We start from the raw sequence: 20,536 nt of genomic DNA, 5'->3' as shown, positions 1-20,536 counted from the left end.
AAAAAGCCTCGCAGAGACCCAAAGTCCCGCGAGGCTTGTTCGCCAATTGACCAAACTCTCAGATCCCGGAGAGCTGCCGCACCGGCTTAAGCCGGCATTTTGGTTTTACGCAGATAAGGCAGAACGGCGTCAAATGTGCCGAATTTCGCCTTCGCATCTTCGTCACTCACGCTTGGCGGAATGATCACATCCTGACCAACTTCCCAGTTGGCTGGCGTGGCGACACCTTTCGCAGACGTTTGCAGCGCGTCGAGCGCACGTAGAACTTCGGCAAAGTTCCGGCCAACAGTCATCGGATACGTCATCGACAGCTTCAACTGCTTGTCCGGACCGATAATGAACACGGAGCGAACGGTGGCACTGTCGGCCGGTGTCCGGCCATCCGGCAGATAAGCTTCAGCCGGCAGCATGTCGAATGCCTTTGAAACGGCCAGACCTTCATCAGCGATGATCGGGAAGCCGGCTGCCGCGCCGCCCACCTTTTCGATGTCGGTCTTCCATTTTTTATGATCTTCAGCGCTGTCCACGGAAACGCCAATGACTTTCGTGCCGCGCTTTTCCCACTCAGCCGCCAGCTGTGCTACAGCGCCGAACTCCGTAGTGCAGACCGGTGTAAAATCTTTCGGGTGGCTGAAAAGGATAGCCCAGCTGTCGCCAATCCAGTCGTGAAACGTGATTTGCCCCTGATCCGTTTCAGCGGTGAAATTTGGAACAACATCATTGATACGAAGTGACATGACAAAGGTGTCCTTTCAGCAGAAAACTAAAACATAGCCATCAGCGAGACGAGGCTGAGGCCGCTCTGTGTTACGCCTATGTAAGCGGGAAGACAAACAGAACAATGAGACAGCTTCAAGCTTTCGGCAAAAACTGAAGCAACGACTTTTTCGCACCCTCGATATGGGCCTTGGTCAACTCGGCCGCCGTGTCAGCCTCACCGCTCTCGCAGGCATCAAGAATGGCGAAATGCTCCCGGCCAGCCCGTTCCATGCCATTGCTCATGACAAGTTGAGCCCGGATCTGGCGTTCAACCCGATCGATCGCATTCCCGGCAATTTCCAGGAAGTAATTGAGGTTGCTCGCACTGTAGAGCGTCTCATGAAAATCCCGGTTCAGACTGCCCCATTCCATCGGGTCTTTGGACTCTGAAAATGCGGAACACTTCGCGCGCGCTTGGTCCAGCACTTCTTTGGACATCCTCGGCACAGCGTTCTTTATGATCTCAGGTTCTACAAGTGCTCGAAGGTTGAAGATTTCTTCAACCTCCTCCGGCGACAGACCGGCGACCACCGCACCTTTGTAACGCTGCGTTTTGACCAGCCCCTGTTCCTCAAGCCTTGAAATTGCTTCGCGGACAGGAATACGGCTCGTGTTGAAAAGACGCGCGATTTCGTCCTGGCGAAGGGGTTCACCCTCCTCCAGCTGCCCTTCGATAATGGCATTCCGCAAAGCATCAAAGACAATCGATGAGGCCGATGCTGTGGCGGAAATATCCATTGATTTCAGTTTCATACCAACGCCTCTCCATTCCTTGCCTTTTTTAATCGAACGCCCCGGCCTGGTACAGCAGGAACTTTTTTGAATATTTTATATTGAATATTGGATCCAATTTAGCTTATCAATTTGGCGCTGACCAAAATTCTTCGAAAAGAAGAGGGGAAAATCATGTTCAGGAATTTCACGGCCGCCGCGTTGTTCACATTCGCAGCCGCGCTTCCAACCCAAGCTGATACGCTCGATGATGTCGTAGATCGCGGGGAGCTGCGCTGCGGCGTTGTGCTCGACTTTCCGCCAATCGGGTATCGGGACGCGAACAACGAACCGGCAGGTTTTGACGTCGACTACTGCAAGGACCTCGCCGCCGCGCTTGAGGTCGAGGCAACCATATATCCGGTCACTTGGGCCGAGCGCCTGCCAGTTATCGTGACGGGCCGGGCCGATGTTGTCTTTGGCGCGACATCCGACAGCCTGGCCCGCGCACGCACCGTCGGCTTCACAATTCCTTACGCGATCTACTATGCGCAAGGTGTCGTCAACGCTGACAGTGGCATCGAATCCTTTGAAGACATCCGCGGCAAACGCGTTGCGGGAGCGATTGGCACGGTCCCGGAACAAGAATGGCTGAAAATCGCCGAGGAATGGGGTGAAGAGCACCTCTACCAAGGCTATCAGTCCGAAAATGAAGTCTTTCTCGCCGTTGCACAGGGCAAGGCTGACATTGGCATCACGACGAACACGGCCGTAAAGCCAATCACAGATCAATATGACACCGTTCTCGCGGGGCCGCGCATGCCCTGGACTACAGACTATACATCGGTTGTCGGCAAGCGCGAAGACGTGACCTGGCTGAACTTCCTCAACCTTTTCGTCACGCACCAGGTCCGCTCCGGCCGTTATGCGGAGCTCTGGGGAAAATACGTTGGCGGTGAAGCGCCTGAACTGCGCATCCCGGGCGTCCTGTATTGACGTGCTGCAGGGCACACCGCCTCTCCCACCTCGGTGTGCCCTGCAACCTTTCTCCTGAAAGCATTCGCGGCCATTGACCCTATGGCATCGCAAAACCTCAATCCGCAGCCACCCAGCCCGCAATGCGCTGGATCTGCCGGAGCATCCTGAGAATGTTTGACTACAATTTCCATTGGCGGCCGGTGATGAAAAGCCTGCCCGATCTTCTGGAAGCGGGCTTGCTCACGCTGCAAGTCGCCACGCTTTCGATGATCATCGGCATCATCATCGGTCTTGTCTTGGCGCTCATTCGACTGCACTTGCGCGGACCGTTACATTGGCTGGCATCGGCGTGGATCGAGTTGGCCCGCAACACCCCTGCCCTGTTCCAACTATTCTTTTTCGGATTCGGGCTTGGGGCGTTCGGTTTGCACCTCGCGCCGTTCACAATCGTTCTCGCCGGTCTCAGCTTCAATTGTGCCGGATACCTTGCAGAGAATTTTCGCGGCGGGTTTCAGGCAGTCCCCGACACGCAACTGCGCGCGGCGCGCAGCCTAGGCATGTCCGCTTGGCAGACCTATACCAGGATCATCATCCCGCAAGTGTTCCGCATCGTGTACCATCCGCTCACCAACCAGCTGGTCTGGGCCGTGTTGATGTCTTCGCTCGGCATGCTTGTCGGCTTTCGGGAACTCAGCGGCGAAACCCAATTCTTCGCCAGCCGGACCTTCCGCATCTTCGAATATTTCGCCGTGACAGCGATCATCTACTACGTGATCGTCAAGGTCATCCTCGGGGCATCCCGGCTGCTCGCCTGGCGTTTGTTCCGGTACTGAGGAGGCTCATATGCAACAATCCATAAGCTTCTTCAGCGGTTTTGGTGTCAACGACCTGTGGTTTCTGGGCGAGGCAGCCCTTCGGACCCTCTGGATTTCCGCTGTCTCGATTTCCGCCGGCACGGTTCTTGGAGTTCTTTTCGGCTGGATTCTCTATGAGGCAAAATTCCTGGGCGCTGTAACTCTGGCACCGATTCTGGATGTTTTCCGCTCGGTTCCGATGATCATTCAGCTGGTTCTTTTTTACAATTTCGCCCCGATCATTGGGCTGGACTTTGGACCATTCGGCTCAGGCGTTGTTGTTCTGACCCTCTATGCCGCCTCCCTGGTAGCCAATGTTGCCCGCGGCGGCATTGAGGCTGTCGGCAAGCCGATGCGCCGTGCGGCACGCTCCCTTGGCATGAGTTACTGGCAGGACATGCGCCATGTGGTGTTTCCGATCGGTGGCCGTGCCGTTTTCCCCTCGTGGGTAGGTGTTGCCCTCGGCGTGATGAAAGACAGCGCGCTGGTCTCGGTCCTTGGCTATGTCGAACTCGTGAAAGCCAGCCAGATCCTCATCACAAGGACACAGGAACCCTTCCTGATCCTCGCTATCGCCGGCGCGTTCTACTTCGCGCTGTCCTATCCGATCTCGCGCTATGCCGCACAACTGGAAAAAAGGTGGGCCCAATGATCGAGATTCGCGGTCTTGAGAAATACTTCGGCGCGCTTCAGGTCCTCAAAGGCATCGACCTTGACGTTGCAAAGGGCGAAGTTCTATCTGTCATTGGGGCATCAGGCTCCGGCAAATCGACGCTGCTCTACTGCATCAATGGCCTGGAACCGATCCAAAAAGGATCTGTTGTTGTCGACGGAACCGACGTCCATGACAAAGCGACCGACATCAACAAACTGCGCCAAAAGCTCGGCATGGTGTTTCAGCAGTGGAACAGCTTCCCGCATCTGACAGCATTGGAAAATGTCGCTCTGTCGCCTCGGATTGTAAAAGGCAAGTCACGTGCGGATGCCCAAGAGATTGCCGAACAACAGCTCAAACATGTTGGATTGGCAGACAAGCTTAATGTCTATCCGAATGCATTGTCGGGTGGGCAGCAGCAGCGGCTTGCAATCGCACGCGCCCTTGCCATGGAACCAACCTACATGTTGTTCGACGAGGCCACATCGGCACTCGATCCAGAGCTGGTCGGCGAAGTTCTCGATACCATGCGCCTGCTCGCCGAGGAAGGCATGACGATGATCTGCGTGACCCACGAAATGGGCTTCGCCCGAGATGTATCCGACAGGGTCGCCTACTTTCATCATGGTGTCATGGAAGAGATCGGACCTCCGAGTCAGGTCTTTGGTGATCCGCAGTCCGAGCACACTCGCAAGTTCCTGTCCAACGTCCGCTAAACAGCACAGTTTCAAAATTCGGTCCCAACGGTTTACGCTCAGAATTTCCGGCGGCCGTCCGGCTCGACTCCAAAGGAGAAGGCAATGTCCTCAAACATCTTTTCAGGTACCATTCCAGCGCTGATGACCCCTTGCAACGCAGACCGGACACCGGACTTCGATGCCCTGGTCAAAAAGGGACAAGAACTCATTTCAAAGGGTATGTCGGCCGTCGTTTACTGCGGCTCCATGGGGGACTGGCCGCTATTGACCGACACAGAGCGGATGGAAGGCGTTGAGCGTCTCGTCAAAGCCGGTGTGCCAACGATTGTCGGTACAGGCGCGGTCAACACAAAATCTGCGGTGTCCCATGCACGCCATGCCGCTGAAGTTGGCGCACATGGTTTGATGGTGATCCCACGGGTCCTCTCTCGCGGCATTTCTCCGATTGCCCAGCGCAATCACTTCAGCGCAATTCTGTCTGCGGCGCCAAACCTTCCGGCCGTCATTTACAACAGTCCCTATTATGGTTTTGCGACCCGCGCCGACTTGTTCTTTGACTTGCGCAAGGAGTTCCCGAGCCTGATCGGCTTCAAGGAGTTCGGCGGTCACGATGACCTGCGCTATGCGGCGGAAAACATCACGTCCCAAGACGCCGATGTGACCTTGATGGTGGGGGTCGACACTGCCGTCTACCACGGCTTTGTCAATTGCGGCGCAACCGGTGCAATCACTGGCATTGGCAACGCCCTGCCGGATGCCGTTCTGCATCTTGTGGCTCTCTGCAAAAAAGCAGCGGAAGGAAACGCCGAGGCGCGGGCCCGCGCGAAAGAACTCGAAGAAGCCCTTGGCGTGTTGTCGAGCTTCGATGAAGGCCCGGATCTTGTCCTCTATTACAAGCACCTGATGTTTCTGAACGGCGAAGACGAATACCGACTACATTTCAATGAGACAGACGCGCTGACGGATGCCCAGCGCGGTTACATCGAAGCGCAATATCAGCTTTTCAAGACTTGGTATGCCGACTGGTGCGGCCAAGGCGGAGTGCTGGCGGAATGCGCGTAATCGACAGCCACACTGCAGGCGAACCTACCCGGCTGGTGGTCGAGGGAGGTCCGGATCTTGGGCCCGGCTCCCTGATCGAAAAGGCTGCATGTCTGGAAGCTGAGCATATGGATTTCTGCGCCTCTGTGGTGCTCGAACCGCGCGGCCATGACGCGATTATAGGCGCCTTGCTACTGCCACCGAGCCAGCCGGATTGCGCCGCGGCCGTGATCTATTTCAACAACCTGCAGAACCTTGGCATGTGCGGTCACGCGACCATTGGCCTCGCGGTGACACTCGCGCATATGGGCCGGATTGACCCCGGTCGGCACAAGTTTGAGACGCCCGTTGGCATCGTGGAAGTGGATCTCCAGGACGCCAACACGGTGTCGGTCGTCAATGTGGAGAGCTATCGCCTGCACAAGGATGTCACGGTCGAGGTTCCTGGTCACGGCAAGGTTACCGGCGACGTTGCCTGGGGCGGCAACTGGTTCTTCCTGGTCAAGGAGAGCCCGTTTGACCTGACGCTGGAGAACGTTCCGGCACTGACGGCCTACACCAAGACCATCCGGCAAGCCCTCGAAAATGCGGGCGTAACAGGTACGGATTGTGCCTGGATCGATCACATCGAACTCTTCGGACCACCGAAAGATCCATTCGCGCAAAGCCGAAACTTCGTTCTTTGCCCCGGCGGGGCTTATGACCGCTCCCCCTGCGGTACAGGGTGTTCTGCCAAACTGGCCTGTCTTGCAGAAGATGGTGTGCTTGCACCTGGAGAAGACTGGATCCAGGAGAGTGTCATCGGCAGCACTTACAGGATCAGCTACCAGCCGGGCACCACCAAAGGCGTCATTCCAACGATCACCGGACAGGCTTTTGTCACCTCCGACGCACACCTGATTTTCAATCCGGCCGATCCCTACCGCTTCGGGATCCGGCCCCAAAACTGGACAACCTCATGGATTACAAGAACTTTATCGGTGGAGCATGGCTAGCGACAGCCGAGAGCACTCCCAATGTGAACCCGTCGGACACGACCGACATACTTGGCCATGCAGCCAAGGGGACTGTGGCGGATCTCGACAAAGCCATCGACGCTGCGCATGCAGTGGCTCCAGAGTGGGCCGCTTCCACGCCACAGCAACGGTTCGACGTTCTCGATTTCATCGGAACGGAAATTCTGGCGCGGAAGGAAGAGCTCGGCACGCTGCTCTCCCGTGAAGAAGGCAAGACATTGCCGGAGGGTATTGGTGAAGCCGCGCGTGCGGGCCAGATCTTCAAGTTCTTTGCCGGCGAAGCACTGCGCCAAACAGGTGACCGGCTCGATTCTGTCCGGCCTGGCGTGGAGATCGACATCACCCGCGCACCGGTCGGCGTCATCGGATTGATCACGCCATGGAATTTTCCGATCGCCATTCCGGCTTGGAAGCTCGCACCGGCGCTTTGCTACGGCAATACCGTCATCTTGAAACCGGCGGAACTGGTGCCTGGATGCGCCCATGCACTTGTCGAGATCATCTCCCGATCTGGCCTGCCAGCAGGTGTCGTCAATCTGGTCATGGGCCGGGGCTCCGAGCTCGGCCCGCACATGATCGACAGCGACAAGGTCAATGCGATTTCCTTCACCGGCTCGGTCCCGACGGGCCGCGGAATAGCCGCAGCCTGCGGGGCAAAACTAAAAAAGGTCCAGTTGGAAATGGGCGGCAAGAACCCAATGGTGGTTCTGGACGACGCCGATCTGGAACTCGCAGTAGATGCTTGCTTGAATGGTGCTTTCTTCTCCACCGGTCAGCGCTGCACCGCCAGCTCCCGGTTGATCGTCACAGAGAAGATCCACGACCAGTTTGTAGCAACGCTCTACGATCGGATGATGGCGCTCAAGGTCGGTCATGCGCTTGAAACCGGCATCCAGATGGGACCGGTGGTCGATCAACGCCAGCTCGAGCAGAACCTTTCCTATGTCGAGATCGCTGGCAAAGAAGGTGGCAAGGTTCTGGGCGGCCAACAATTGGATCTCGCCACCAAGGGTTTCTTTATGGCTCCGGCCTTGATCACGGAGACAAGCAACACAATGCGGATCAACCGCGAGGAAGTGTTTGGACCTGTCGCGTCCGTCATTAGGGTCAAGGACTATGACGAGGCATTGTACGTGGCCAACGACACGGAGTTCGGCCTCAGCGCAGGCATCTGCACCACCTCGCTGAAACACGCGCAACATTTCAAAAGGAATGTCCAAGCCGGAATGGTGATGGTCAACCTGCCAACCGCTGGCGTCGACTACCACGTTCCGTTTGGCGGCACAAAGGGGTCCAGCTTTGGCTCCCGCGAGCAGGGACGCTACGCGGCAGAGTTCTACACGACGGTCAAGACAGCCTACACCCTGCCGTAAGCCATTCCCTGTCCCGCCAATGACCTATCTGGCGGGGCAGCCTCTCAAGATTTTATCGGATCCCAACGTGCAAGATGTGATTGTCATCGGAGCCGGCGTAATCGGCATCTCTGCAGCCCTCGCCCTTCAGGCAGATGGCCGCAAGGTAACAGTTCTCGACCGCCAAGACAGCAGTCCACGAGCCTCGGACATGAACGCCGGTGCTTTTGCGTTTGCGGACATCATGCCGCTTGCCGCGCCTGGCATCTTGCGCAAGGCGCCAAAGTGGCTGCTGGATCCCTTGGGACCTTTGTCCGTTCCCCCTGCTTATGCGTTCAAGATCCTTCCATGGCTGGTGCGTTTCTGGCGGGCCAGTTTGCCGGGCCGATACCAAAAGAGCCTCTCGGCACAGGCCAGTTTGATGAAGCTGTCGCAGGATGCTCTTGAAAGGCTGATCAGTGACACTTCAGCTGAAGAGCTGATCCGCAGAGACGGCCAATTACAGCTTTATGAACGCGAAAGGGAATTTCAGGCAAGCCTGCCCGGTTGGGAGTTGCGCCGGAAACATAGCGTCAATTTCAAGCTTCTAAAGTCCGCGGAAGAGATCGCGGACATTCAGCCCGGCATCGATAGTCGCTTTTCTTTCGCCGGCTTCACGCCGGATTGGATCAATACCTGTGATCCAGCGGCCTGGCTTTCCCATTTGACGAACGTCTTCCGGACGCGTGGCGGAAACGTGATCGAAGCAAATGCAACGCAGCTCCGGTCAACGGGCAACGGGGTTGAGATCCAATCAGTAAATGGGATCCACTGCGCGTCTCAGGTCATTGTTGCTGCCGGTGCCTGGTCGCACCACTTGGCCAAAACGCTCGGCGACACGATCCCGCTGGAAACCGAGCGCGGTTACAACACAACACTTCCGTCAACTGGCTTCGATTTGAAGACGCACCTGACCTTCCCGGGCCACGGCTTTGTAATTACGCGCATTAACGATGGCATCCGGGTCGGCGGGGCAGTTGAATTGGGCGGCTTGCAGCTTCCCGCCAACTACAAGCGGGCCGAGATCCTTCTTGAGAAGGCCAGATCCTTTTTGCCCGAGCTCGATAAGAAAACCGGACACCAATGGATGGGTTTTCGCCCTTCCTTGCCGGACAGCCTTCCGGTGATCGGGCCCTCATCGAAAGACAAACGGGTCATCTACGCCTTCGGGCACGGCCATCTCGGACTGACCCAATCAGCCGGCACCGCCGAACTGGTCCGTGCGCTTTCGAACAAAACACAGCCACCAATCGACCTTGCGGCGTATTCGCCAAACCGCTTTTGAATCCCTTCATCGGAGGAACACCATGAAAATCACCGCGATCAATGTTTACCAGGTGGATCTTCCCCTAAAGGAGGGCCGGTACAGCTGGTCGAATGGCAACTACATTGATGTCTTCGACAGCACCGTTGTTGAACTTTTGACCGATGATGGCCTCACAGGCTATGCGGAGTGTTGTCCGCTCGGATCAGCCTATCTGCCAAGCTACGCCCTTGGCGTGCGCTCCGGCATCCAGGAACTGGCACCGCATCTGATCGGCCTGGATCCGCTCAATATCGGTAACGTCAATCGCGTTATGGACACAGCCTTGCGCGGTCATCCTTACGCAAAGGCACCGATCGACATCGCCTGCTGGGATCTCCTGGGCAAGGTAACCGGCCAACCGGTCTATACGCTGCTGGGTGGCGCAGCGCAGGACGATGTTGTGCTCTACCGGGCGATCAGCCAGGAAGCACCGGAGACAATGGCCGCCAAGATCGAAGGCTATGCGGCAGAAGGCTACACCAAGTTCCAGCTGAAAGTCGGCGGCGACGCCAATGACGATATCGAGCGCATTCGAGCCACACGAGCGGTCTTGAAACCCTCAGACATTCTGGTTGCCGACGCCAACACAGGCTGGACCAGACATGAGGCGGCGCGTGTTGTTGGCGCGGTCTCTTCTCTCGATGTTTACATCGAACAACCTTGCCTCACCTATGAGGAAAGTGTGTCGATCCGGCGCCGCACCACTCTGCCCTTCATCCTGGATGAAGTTATCGATGGGCCGAACATGCTGGTGCGCGGTCTTGCCGAAGATGCCATGGATTGCATCAACCTGAAGATCTCCAAGGTCGGCGGCCTGACGAAGGCCAAGCTGATGCGGGATTTGTGCGTTGTGCATGGCATCCCGATGACCATTGAAGACACATGGGGTGGCGACATCACTACGGCTACGATCGCCCATCTGGCCCGGTCGACACCCTCTGAGTTCACGTTCTCCGCGACCGACTTCAACAGCTATGGCACAGTCGATATCGCTGAGGGGGCACCAAAACGCGAGAACGGCCGAATGACCGCTTCAAACCGGCCAGGCCTCGGCATCACACCGATCTTCGACGCGCTTGGCGATCCCGTCGCCTCCTATTCGTGAGGTATCCATATGCGCAGCTTGAAAACCGTGCACTTGATTTCCTGCCATGCCGAGGGTGAAGTCGGAGATGTGATTGTTGGCGGTGTCGCGCCGCCCCCTGGTGAAACTCTCTGGGATCAGCGCAGCTTCATCGCGCAGGATCAGACCCTTCGAAACTTCGTCTTGAACGAGCCGCGGGGCGGTGTCTTCCGGCATGTCAATCTCCTGGTGCCCCCGAAACATCCAGAGGCGGATGCAGCTTTCATCATCATGGAGCCGGAAGACACGCCCCCCATGTCCGGCTCCAATTCGATCTGCGTCTCGACGGTCCTTTTGGACAGCGGCATCATCGAGATGAAAGAGCCGGTCACCGAGCTAACCCTCGAAGCGCCAGGCGGACTGATGCGCGTGCGGGCCGACTGCCGTAATGGCAAGGCCGAACGCATTCATGTCCGGAACATGCCTAGTTTTGCTGACAAACTGGACGTCCCGCTCGAAGTCGAAGGGTTCGGCGCCCTGACGGTGGATACGGCCTTTGGCGGAGACAGTTTCGTTGTTGTCGATGCAGCGTCACTCGGATTTGAAATTACAGAGAGCGAAGCGAAAGACATCGCCCATCTTGGCGTTCGCATTACCAATGCAGCAAATGAACAGCTTGGGTTCAAGCACCCCGACATGCCGGACTGGTCCCATATCTCCTTTTGCGCTTTTGCAGGAACCCTGTCGGAAACCCCGACAGGCCTCGCAGCCCGGTCCGCAGTTGCCATTCAGCCAGGCAAAGTCGACCGTTCCCCAACCGGAACAGCTGTATCCGCGCGAATGGCCCTGCTCCATTCCCGCGGTCAAATGAAAGCCGGGCAGACCTTTGAAGCAACATCCATCATCGGCTCGACATTCACGGGCAAAATTGGTGGAGAAACATCGGTTGGCGGAAAGCCTGGCATTCTCCCCGAGATCAGCGGCAGGGGCTGGATAACCGGGATCCACCAGCACATGCTGGATCCGGATGATCCCTGGCCCACCGGTTACCGCCTCAGCGACACCTGGGGCGCTTAAGCGCCAAAGAAATCATTCGCGGAGAGCAGTCATCAGTTTCCGTTGTGACCAAAGGAGCCCTGGCAAACGCTAATCAGTTCCCCTGGGCTGCTTTCAGCGTGAATAATCAGACAAGCTCCAGAACGCGTTCAAACGCAGGAATAGCCGCAGGACGGCGCCCGGATTTTTGAGCCTGACCCGCAATATAGACCTCCTCAACGGCCCGATCGTCGCCAAGCATTTGCAGGATAAACAGCTCTTCAGACAGATTTGATGCACGTTCCATTCGCAGAGCCATGGCATCTGTGGCTTTGGAATTCAGCACGACCACATCGGCTTCCGTCCCCGCATCAAGCGTTCCGATCTTCTCTTCCATGCCAAGCGCCACAGCGTTGCCACGGGTCATCCAGTGGAAGGCGCGCAGCGGATGCAATTTCTGGTCCTGCAGTTGCAGGATCTTGTAACCCTCATTCAGCGTCTGAAGCATGGAATAACTGGTTCCGGCGCCGATATCCGTTGCAATGGCACTGACGATACCCTTCTGGCGCATCTTTTCTTCGTTAAACAGACCGCTGCCCAGGAAGAGATTGGAGGTTGGGCAAAATACCGGGCGCGATCCGGTTTCCGCCATCACGGCGACTTCGCGCGGCTCGAGATGGATCGAGTGGCCGAGCAACATCTTGTCGCTCAACAGGCCATATCTCTGATAGACATCGAGATAGTCCCGCGCCTCCGGATAAAGCTCCAGGGTGTAGGCGATCTCGTACTTGTTTTCAGACAGATGCGTCTGGACGAAACAGTCCGGATGTTCGCGCACCAAGGCCCGCGCCATGTCCATTTGCTCCGGCGTTGAGGTGATCGCAAACCGGGGCGTAATCGCGTAGCTCGCCCGCCCCTTGCCATGCCATTTGGCGATCAGGTCCTTGGTATCATCATAGCCGCTTTGCGGTGTGTCATGCAGCCCGTCAGGCGCGTTCCGGTCCATCAGCACCTTGCCGCCAATGACTCGCATGTTTCGCTGTTCGGCCTCTTCGAAATAGGCTTCCGCAGAGCCCTTGTGAACGGAACAATAAGCAACGGCAGTGGTCGTCCCATGGTTCGTGAGAAGGTCGAAAAACCGGCATGCCATTGCCGCCGCGTGGTCATCATCGGAAAACCGCGTCTCTTCCGGGAAGGTATAGGTGTTTAGCCAGTCGAGGAGCTGAGCCCCCCAGGATGCGATCACCTGAACCTGCGGGAAGTGGATGTGGGTGTCGATGAAGCCGGCCATCAGCAGATGCGGGCGATGGTCCACGATCTCCGCCCCAGCGGCATCGCCGATCAGTTCGCTGAACTCGCCTCTGCCGGCAATCATCCCGTTCTCGATGAGCAGAGCCCCGTCTTCGATGTAGGTGTAAGCGGCCGTATCCTCGGCTCCGAAAGGCTCTGCGGTAAACGTCAAAAGGCGTCCGCGGAGCATCAGGCGGTCAGATTGCATGGTCACATCTTTCTGAAGGGTTGGATGCCGGGGCAGAGTGCCCGCCCCGGCGTTTGTTTAAAGTGGGGGTTTACTCGCCCGGTGCGGCTTGCGGGCGGGGCAATCCTTCGGCTTCCGGCACAATCGCTTCTTCCTTGTGGAAGATCGGATAAATGACCAGGAAGGCAGCGGCGATCAGATAGCCGAGGCTCACGGCGCCAAATTCGGGCAGGTGCAAGGTTGCCGAATGGATCACGCCCAGCGACGCCATCACAAAGGCTGCAAAGGCAAAACCAGCGGCGATCCGGAACTTGCCATCAATAACGCTTGCAACGATCGCCCCCCAGATCAGCCCGGTCAGGATCGCACCCTGGCTCAGAGCCAAATGACCGGCGTAATGCGCGCCCTGTTGCATCAGTGCGGCGGTCAATTCGGGAGAACCGAGTGGCAGAACATCCTGGGCCCCGGTTGCATTGAGCGCGCCCATCAAAGAGCCCCACTTCACCACCAGAAAAGCGGAGACATGCGGCATCATCGCAATGGTGACTGCAGCCATATGCTCAACCTTGACCGCATGCGCGGTGTTGGTGATCAGGCTGAGGGCAACGAACACCAGAACCGGCGCGGCCGCGGCGACCGGGATCAGATTGCTCAAGAAGGCGAGGAATCCGAACATGGCGGCCAGCGGAATGATGAGGCCGACACCGATGATGTAGCCGGAATGTGCACCCATACGCTTGTAAGCCGGGTGTCCGATATAGGCAGTGGTCGGGAACGGCGACCCAAACAGCGCACCCACCATCGTGCCAGCGCCATCAGTAATCTGGCATGCTGCGACCGGATAGTGATCACCGGCAGCTTCCGCGCTTTCCACGTTGTTCATCGTTTCGATGAAGTTGTAGATCTGGACTGGCACCAGAACAAGGAACAGTTCCGGGTTTGCAAAGAGATGCTGAATCCCGGCGATCAGATCCCCGAAGTATGGCAATGGCGGGTAGAAGCCGACACCTTCAAAGCTGATCGAAGACTGACCGATCAAAAGAGCAACAACCGTCCCGATGATCAGAGCCAGAAGTCCCGCCGGAATGTTGAACGGCAGGCGGAACCGGCCAACCATCCCCCAAAGGATGATAATCATCGACGCAAAGCCAATGAACGGGTTCTCAAAGATGGTCGCAAGGGGGACCGAACCAATGAACACCAAGGCAATGCCGCACAAGGTGCCGAGCATGCCTGCGCGCGGTGTCACCTTTTTGAGCCATGGACCGATGATGGCACCCAGAGCGGCGACGATACCACCGAGAAAGCCGGCACCAATGCCAACCTGCCAGGCCAAAACCGGATCGTTCGTGGACCAGTAGATCGGACCAATCACACCGAACAGATAGACGAACATCACCGGAGTGGAGATGCCGTAGGGAAGTGCCGTTACTTCCCGACCGTGTTCTGCGGCCGCGCGTTTGGCGAGCAAGACATAGACGGCCACGCCAGCCAGGATTGCCACAGCGGCACCTGGAATGATCCGGCCATAGACAATCTCCGCCGGCATTTGAAAGACGAACTGACAGATGCCTGCAAGCACCATCAGATTGACAAGGTTATCGGTGAACAGTGCCCAGAAGGCGCTGAAATCGCCCCTTGAGAACAGTTTGTAATCGTAACTCCCAACCCGCATACCGGGTCTCCTTTCAGTCAAAAAGGCACACCTCGCCTCTCCTCAGGCGCGGCAAGCCCATTGGTTCACTGCGCAGCTTCGAGCAGCGCAGCCTCCTCCCCGCTGTCCGAGACAAGCTGAACCGTCGTTAAAGCGGTCAGCACTTCGGCAGCTACAAATGCAGCGATGATTTCCGGCCGTTTATCGCGGCTGGCCGTTGCCCCAATCGGGCAGATCAGCTGGTCGATCGTCAGGCCGTCGCAATGGGTCCGGCACCAGGAGCGCAGTTTCGCGCGTTTGGTGGCCGACCCGATCATTCCGACATAGGCGGCATGCCCCAATTCCAGAGCCGCAGATGTCAAAAGAAAGTCGAGGCCATGGTCGTGGGTGAGCACGATGAAGGCGCTGTTGGGCGGCGCGTTGAACACATCGACTTCCGGCAACGCGCGGAGCCGCTTTTCAACTTTTGCCTCGCATTTTCCCAATTCTTCCTGGCGCATGTCGACCAGAACGCATATCACCGGAGCATGCTGAAGAAGATCAGCAATGGCGCGTCCGACATGCCCCGCGCCCATAATGTAAACATGCTGTTGAGCGGCTTCTTCCGCCTGAAGCCTCCGGATTGCGTCGTGCCGGTCAGACCAGCTCATCCAGATCAGACGAAGCCTGACATGCCCACCGCAGCACTGGCCAATTTCCGGTCCAAGCGGCACATCCAACGTGTCGCAGAGCTGCCGGGTCTCCAACATCGCTCTGCCACGGTCGATCGCAATCTGCTCTAACCGCCCGCCGCCGATCGTGCCTCTCACACGGGTGGGCGCCACAAACATTTCAGTACCCGCCTCCCGTGGGGAAGACCCACGAACTTCAGTCACCTCGACACGAATGATCGCGCTTTCTGCATCAAAAAACGCGGCCACATTGGCAGAAAGCGCGTTCATCAGACTATCCTCCTGCCTTCAGCCGCTCGACTGCCAGCAGCACCCGTTCCGGGGTGGCGGGCGCATCAAGACGCGGGCATTCCCGGTAATCGGCTACGCTGGCTACCGCCATCGACAAGGCTTCAAAAACAGACACGCCAAGCATGAACGGCGGTTCGCCAACAGCCTTGGAGCGTTTGATGGTCAGTTCCCTGTTCTCGGACCAGTCCGCCAGACTGACGTTGAAAACACGCGGTCGGTCGGAAGCCAGCGGGATCTTGTAGGTGGACGGCGCATGGGTGCGCAGGCGCCCGGCTTTATCCCACCACAGCTCCTCGGTCGTCAGCCAGCCCATTCCCTGAATGAACGCGCCTTCCACCTGGCCCTTATCGAGGACCGGGTTCAGCGACTTACCCACATCATGCAGGATGTCGGTCCGCTCCACCCGGTATTCTCCGGTCAGCGTATCGACGGAGACTTCCGAGCACGAGGCACCATAGGCGTAGTAAAAAAACGGGCGTCCCTTGCCGGCCGAGCGGTCCCAATGGATCTTCGGTGTCTTGTAGAAACCCGCTGCCGACAAATGCACACGGGCCATATAGGCTTTGCGAACCAGGTCGCTGAAGGAAACAACCTCCTGTCCGACCTGTACCATGTTGTTGCGGAAGATGACCGTCTCTGGCTCGACAGACCAATGTTCGGCGGCAAAGTCTGTCAACCGCGCCTTCAGCTGCTCAGCCGCATCGAGGGCAGCCATTCCGTTGAGATCGGTCCCGGAGGATGCCGCTGTTGCAGAGGTATTGGGGACTTTTTCAGTGGTGGTCTTGGTGATCTTGATGCGCTCAAAATCGACTTGCAATGCATCAGCCACAACTTGCGCGACCTTGGTATTGAGCCCTTGGCCCATTTCCGTTCCACCATGGTTCAGGTGGATCGAGCCGTCATTGTAAATGTGGATCAGCGCGCCTGCCTGGTTATACCAGGTGGCCGTGAAGGAGATGCCGAACTTCACCGGCGTGAGCGCAATCCCCTTCTTGATAACTGTTGAGGTCTTGTTAAAGGTGAGGATCGCTTTCCGGCGCGCCTGATACTCAGCCGTCTCTTCGAGTTCCGAGATCAGCCGCGGCAGGATGTTGTCTTCAACCTCTTGATGATACGGCGTCAGCGTACGTCCATCTTCCGCGCTGCCGTAAAAATTAGCCTTCCGGACTTCCAGGGGGTCCTTGCCAAGCGCGTAGGCGATTTCCTCGATCATGCGTTCTGCTGCGACAACACCTTGTGGACCACCAAAGCCGCGGAACGCCGTGTTAGAAACCGTGTTGGTTTTCATCGGCTGGCTGCGCAGGCGGACGTTCGGATAAAAATAGGCGTTATCAGCGTGAAACAGCGCACGATCAGTGACCGGGCCTGAGAGGTCTGCGGAATAGCCGCAGCGCGCAGAAAAGATGCCGTCGACCGCTTGAATGTGGCCACACTCATCAAAGGCGACATCATAATCAACGACGAAATCGTGGCGCTTGCCGGTCGCCGTCATGTCCTGATCCCGGTCGGGCCGGATCTTCACAGGGCAATTCCATTTCTTGGCCGCGACCGCGGCAACAGCGGCAAAGAGGTTCATCTGGCTTTCCTTGCCACCGAACCCGCCGCCCATGCGCCGGACATTCACGGTTACCGCATTGGACGGCACACCGAGGACATGCGCGACCATGTGCTGGGCTTCACTCGGGTGCTGTGTCGAGCAATGCACGACGACGTCGTCATCTTCTCCCGGAATGGCGAAGGCGATCTGGCCTTCCAGATACATGTGGTCCTGGCCGCCGATCTTGATCTGCCCCTTTATCCGGTGGTCTGCGCCAGAAAAACCTTGTTCGATCTCACCGCGCTCGAGCTTAAGCGGTGCTGTTACAAAAGGATGGCCTGCTTCCTGCGCTTCAAGAGGATCGAGTGCATGCGGCAGCACTTCGTAGTCGATCTCGGCCAGCTCGGCGGCCCGGCGGGCTGCATTTCGGCTTTCGGCCACCACCGCAAACAGTGGCTGGCCGTGGAACTCGGTTTTTTCCTTTGGGAACACCGGCTCGTCCTTAAGCCCTGTCGGGCTGATATCGTTCACGCCCGGAATGTCTTCAGCCGTCAGAACCCCGGCCACGCCGGGCGCGGCCAACACAGCTGACAGGTCCATGGATTTGATCAAACCATGCGCAACCGAAGAGACACCCAAATAGGCGTGTAATGTGCCCCGCGGCTCGCCGATATCATCACAATATTCGGCGCCGCCCGTGACATGCTTTTCCGCGCTGTCATGGTGCCGATTGGTGTGAACGGTGCCGCTGACAGTTTGGGTCGCTTTGGTGATTGTGTCGTGTTTCATGGAACTCTCGTCAACAAGCGGACAGAAGATCGGCCGCTTCGGCAGACTGATCGTCATGGGCAAGGAAAAAGCGCTGCAACAGGTTGCGCGCGACGGTGATCCGGTATTCGGCAGACGCCCGCCAATCGGACAGCGGCTGGAAATCGGCCTCAAGCGCCTCGCCTGCGGCTGTGAAAGCTGCTCGTCCCCAAGGTTGACCGGTCAGCGCGGCTTCCGCCGCAGCTGCGCGTTTCGGAGTACCGGCCATGCCGCCAAACGCCAACCGGCATTCGGTAATCACACCGCTTTCCACCGTCACACTGATCCCGGCCGCGACAGAGGAAATATCCTCGTCGCGTCGCTTGGAGATCTTGTAGGCGCCGTGACGCTGAAGTGCAGATGCACGCGGGATCGATATGCTTTCGACGAACTCATCGCGAGCGCGATCCTGCTTGCCGTATTCGATGAAGAAGTCTTCCAGCGGCAACCGGCGTGTAACGCTACCTTTGCGCAACGTGACCTTAGCCCCAAGTGCAATCAGGACTGGCGGCGTATCCCCGATCGGCGACCCATTGGCAATGTTGCCACCAATCGTCCCCATATTGCGGACTTGTTGGCCCGCAATCCTGTCCCAGTAGGCTTCAAGGTGGGGGAATGCCTCGCAGATGCTCTGCTGCACTTCGGTGTAGGTCACGCCTGCACCGATATCCAGCGCGTCCGCGCTCACCGTAATGGACTTGAGCTCTTCAAGGTGTGCGATGAAAACGGCGGGGCCAATCGGACGCATGAACTTTGTGACCCAGAGCCCCACATCGGTTGAACCAGCCACAATGGTCGCTTGCGGAAATTCGGCCAGAACGTCAGCGAGATCGTCAACGCTAGAAGGAACAATCGCTTGGTTGTCCTTTGGACCGCAAACGACCCTTTGGCCATCCCGCAAGGCTGTGAGCCGGTCCGCAATTACTTGGCGTTCTTTTGTCAGAAAATCACTCGCCGGTGTGCCATACCGATTGGCAGCCATCGCAGCGGCGATGATCGGCTCATATCCAGTGCACCGGCACAGGTTCCCCTGAATTGCGGTCTCAACTTCCGTTTCAGTCGGCTCCGGATTTCCCATCCACAGCGCATAAAGGGACATCACAAAGCCAGGTGTGCAGAAGCCACACTGACTGCCGTGAAAGTCAACCATGGCCTGCTGGATCGGGTGTAATTGGCCGTTTTCGCCGCGCAGATGCTCGATGGTAACCACGTGACATCCATCAAGCGAAGCCATGAAGCGAATGCAGGCATTGACGGTCTCGTAGATCAACTGCCCGTCTTGCAGCCTGCCGACCAGTACCGTGCATGCGCCGCAATCGCCTTCCGCGCAACCTTCCTTGGTTCCCGTCAGCCGGCGGTCCAGGCGCAGAAAATCGAGTAGGGTCGCGTCGGCCTCAACATCTTTAATTGCGACGTTACGGCCGTTCAGAAGAAACCGGATTTCTGTGCGGTGGTTCATTGCGTCCTCGGCAAGCTCTCATCTCGCCATGGACCGTACGGCCGCGTTCGCCTCTAAAAAATCTGGCTAAACCGGAAATTCTTTCAACAATCCATTGAAAATGCCTGTGCGATAATCGCGCTAGAACCACGCCATTGGATCAAAGCTACGGTTCGGAAGAACGATCGCGACCGGACACAGCTGAACGAGGGAGGACTGCTGATGGCCTATCTGGAAAGCCTGCGAGTCTTCACGCGGGTGGTTGAGCTCGGCAGCATAACTGCCGGCGGGCGGGATCTGCGCATGACACCGGCGGTGGCAAGCAAGCGGATCAAGGAGCTGGAAAAGCATCTGGGTGCCCGGCTGTTCAATCGGACAACACGCTCCCTGACACCGACAGAAGTCGGCAAAGTTTTCTACGAACATGCTGTAAAAGCATTGGAATCCATCAATGACGCGGAGGCGGCCGTTGCAAGTTTCTCCGATATGCCGCGCGGTGTATTGCGGATCACCGCGCCGCTCGGAGCAGGACGCCGGATCATCTCGCCGCTTGTGCCTAAGTTCGTTGAACAGTTTCCAGCAACAGAAGTTCACATGCGTTTATCCGACCGCAAAGTCGACATCATGTCGGACGGTTTGGACGTTGCTTTCTTTATTGGCACGCCGGAAGATTCCAACCTGAAACTGCGAAAGATCGCCGATTGTCCGCGCGTTCTGTGTGCTGCGCCGGGATATCTTGAAAAGCACGGTACACCCCAATCACCGGATGATCTTTTGACCTGCGAACACAACTGCCTTTTGCTCCGTTATCCGCATTCCCCGGAATATTATTGGGTTCTGGAGACCAAAGATGGGCCACGAAAACTACAAGTCTCCGGGAAGTTCGACGTCGATCACAGCGACGTTCTCACAGATTGGGCCATAAGCGGATACGGCATCGTCAACAAACCCCGGTTCGATGTTGCCGAGCACTTGCGAAAGGGAGATCTTGTGGAGATCCTCATCGACACGCCGCCGCCGCCGACAATTTTCGGCTGCCTTTATCCGCACCGCCGCTTACAGGACCCTAAAATTCGGCACTTTGTCGATTTTGTCATCAAGCATGCCGATCTTAGCGATCGCGCCACAGCAGCAGAATAAAACCAGGGGCAGGT

The 20,536-nt window shown here is 57.4% G+C and carries 18 protein-coding genes; 11 read left to right on the top strand and 7 right to left on the bottom strand.

Translation table 11 applies throughout. From position 1 onward, the window contains the following. Positions 1-86: 86 nt before the first annotated feature. Both SADFL11_RS22285 and SADFL11_RS22280 read right to left on the bottom strand, forming a co-directional pair. The gene (locus SADFL11_RS22285; RefSeq protein WP_008189344.1) at positions 87-737 is read right to left on the bottom strand and encodes a peroxiredoxin; all 651 of its coding nucleotides are present in this window, start codon (positions 735-737) and stop codon (positions 87-89) included. A 115-nt stretch (positions 738-852) separates the two neighbouring features. Next, positions 853-1,512, bottom strand: coding sequence for a GntR family transcriptional regulator (locus SADFL11_RS22280; RefSeq protein WP_008195105.1), 660 nt, complete (start codon positions 1,510-1,512; stop codon positions 853-855). Positions 1,513-1,665: 153 nt separating this feature from the next. Here SADFL11_RS22280 and SADFL11_RS22275 point away from each other — a divergent pair, with 153 nt between their 5' ends. The 10 genes from SADFL11_RS22275 (at position 1,666) to SADFL11_RS22230 (ending at position 11,549) form a co-directional block, all read left to right on the top strand. Continuing rightward, the gene (locus SADFL11_RS22275; protein ID WP_040452496.1) at positions 1,666-2,466 is read left to right on the top strand and encodes a transporter substrate-binding domain-containing protein; all 801 of its coding nucleotides are present in this window, start codon (positions 1,666-1,668) and stop codon (positions 2,464-2,466) included. A 152-nt stretch (positions 2,467-2,618) separates the two neighbouring features. Next, positions 2,619-3,281: an amino acid ABC transporter permease gene (locus tag SADFL11_RS22270; protein WP_008194224.1), complete on the top strand. Its 663-nt coding sequence runs from the start codon at positions 2,619-2,621 to the stop codon at positions 3,279-3,281. A gap of 10 nt (positions 3,282-3,291) precedes the next feature. After that, positions 3,292-3,954, top strand: coding sequence for an amino acid ABC transporter permease (locus SADFL11_RS22265; RefSeq protein WP_008192606.1), 663 nt, complete (start codon positions 3,292-3,294; stop codon positions 3,952-3,954). After that, positions 3,951-4,673, top strand: a complete 723-nt coding sequence (locus tag SADFL11_RS22260) for an amino acid ABC transporter ATP-binding protein (RefSeq protein WP_008190407.1) — start codon at positions 3,951-3,953, stop codon at positions 4,671-4,673. Before SADFL11_RS22265 ends, SADFL11_RS22260 begins: the two co-directional genes overlap by 4 nt. Before the next feature lie 84 nt (positions 4,674-4,757). Next, complete coding sequence (locus SADFL11_RS22255) at positions 4,758-5,717, top strand: dihydrodipicolinate synthase family protein (RefSeq protein ID WP_040450964.1); 960 nt, start codon at positions 4,758-4,760, stop codon at positions 5,715-5,717. Continuing rightward, a complete protein-coding gene (locus SADFL11_RS22250; RefSeq protein WP_008193519.1) occupies positions 5,708-6,691 on the top strand; it encodes a 4-hydroxyproline epimerase in 984 nt (327 codons plus the stop codon). The genes SADFL11_RS22255 and SADFL11_RS22250 overlap by 10 nt, the downstream gene beginning before the upstream one ends. Next, entirely contained in the window at positions 6,655-8,085 is a 1,431-nt protein-coding gene (locus SADFL11_RS22245) for an aldehyde dehydrogenase family protein (RefSeq protein WP_040450965.1), read from the top strand. Before SADFL11_RS22250 ends, SADFL11_RS22245 begins: the two co-directional genes overlap by 37 nt. Positions 8,086-8,104: 19 nt before the next feature. Beyond that, complete coding sequence (locus SADFL11_RS22240) at positions 8,105-9,388, top strand: NAD(P)/FAD-dependent oxidoreductase (RefSeq protein WP_050775999.1); 1,284 nt, start codon at positions 8,105-8,107, stop codon at positions 9,386-9,388. A gap of 22 nt (positions 9,389-9,410) precedes the next feature. After that, positions 9,411-10,514, top strand: a complete 1,104-nt coding sequence (locus tag SADFL11_RS22235; RefSeq protein ID WP_008192381.1) for a cis-3-hydroxy-L-proline dehydratase — start codon at positions 9,411-9,413, stop codon at positions 10,512-10,514. A 9-nt stretch (positions 10,515-10,523) separates the two neighbouring features. Beyond that, positions 10,524-11,549, top strand: a complete 1,026-nt coding sequence (locus SADFL11_RS22230; RefSeq protein WP_008188656.1) for a trans-3-hydroxy-L-proline dehydratase — start codon at positions 10,524-10,526, stop codon at positions 11,547-11,549. Positions 11,550-11,655: 106 nt separating this feature from the next. On the opposite strand, the gene guaD is transcribed toward SADFL11_RS22230, so the two are convergent. From guaD to xdhA, 5 genes are all read right to left on the bottom strand, one after another. After that, on the bottom strand, positions 11,656-13,005 hold the full coding sequence (gene guaD, locus SADFL11_RS22225) for a guanine deaminase (protein WP_040450966.1): 1,350 nt from the start codon (positions 13,003-13,005) through the stop codon (positions 11,656-11,658). A gap of 70 nt (positions 13,006-13,075) precedes the next feature. Then, on the bottom strand, positions 13,076-14,659 hold the full coding sequence (locus tag SADFL11_RS22220) for a permease family protein (protein WP_008193871.1): 1,584 nt from the start codon (positions 14,657-14,659) through the stop codon (positions 13,076-13,078). Between the two features lie 65 nt (positions 14,660-14,724). After that, positions 14,725-15,579 (bottom strand): xanthine dehydrogenase accessory protein XdhC, encoded by an 855-nt coding sequence (gene xdhC, locus SADFL11_RS22215; RefSeq protein ID WP_008192761.1) that lies wholly within the window; start codon positions 15,577-15,579, stop codon positions 14,725-14,727. A gap of 4 nt (positions 15,580-15,583) precedes the next feature. Continuing rightward, a complete protein-coding gene (gene xdhB, locus SADFL11_RS22210) occupies positions 15,584-17,926 on the bottom strand; it encodes a xanthine dehydrogenase molybdopterin binding subunit (protein WP_008193511.1) in 2,343 nt (780 codons plus the stop codon). A 10-nt stretch (positions 17,927-17,936) separates the two neighbouring features. Continuing rightward, the gene (gene xdhA / locus SADFL11_RS22205) at positions 17,937-19,403 is read right to left on the bottom strand and encodes a xanthine dehydrogenase small subunit (protein WP_008194052.1); all 1,467 of its coding nucleotides are present in this window, start codon (positions 19,401-19,403) and stop codon (positions 17,937-17,939) included. A 201-nt stretch (positions 19,404-19,604) separates the two neighbouring features. Between xdhA and SADFL11_RS22200 the strand changes: the two genes are divergently transcribed. Then, a complete protein-coding gene (locus SADFL11_RS22200; RefSeq protein WP_008194947.1) occupies positions 19,605-20,522 on the top strand; it encodes a LysR family transcriptional regulator in 918 nt (305 codons plus the stop codon). Positions 20,523-20,536: the final 14 nt, after the last annotated feature.

The sequence above is a fragment of the Roseibium alexandrii DFL-11 genome, assembly GCF_000158095.2.
Taxonomy (GTDB): Bacteria; Pseudomonadota; Alphaproteobacteria; order Rhizobiales; family Stappiaceae; genus Roseibium; species Roseibium alexandrii.
The sequence above is the reverse complement of the archived record's forward strand: the minus strand, read 5'-3'. Positions and strand labels throughout refer to the sequence as shown.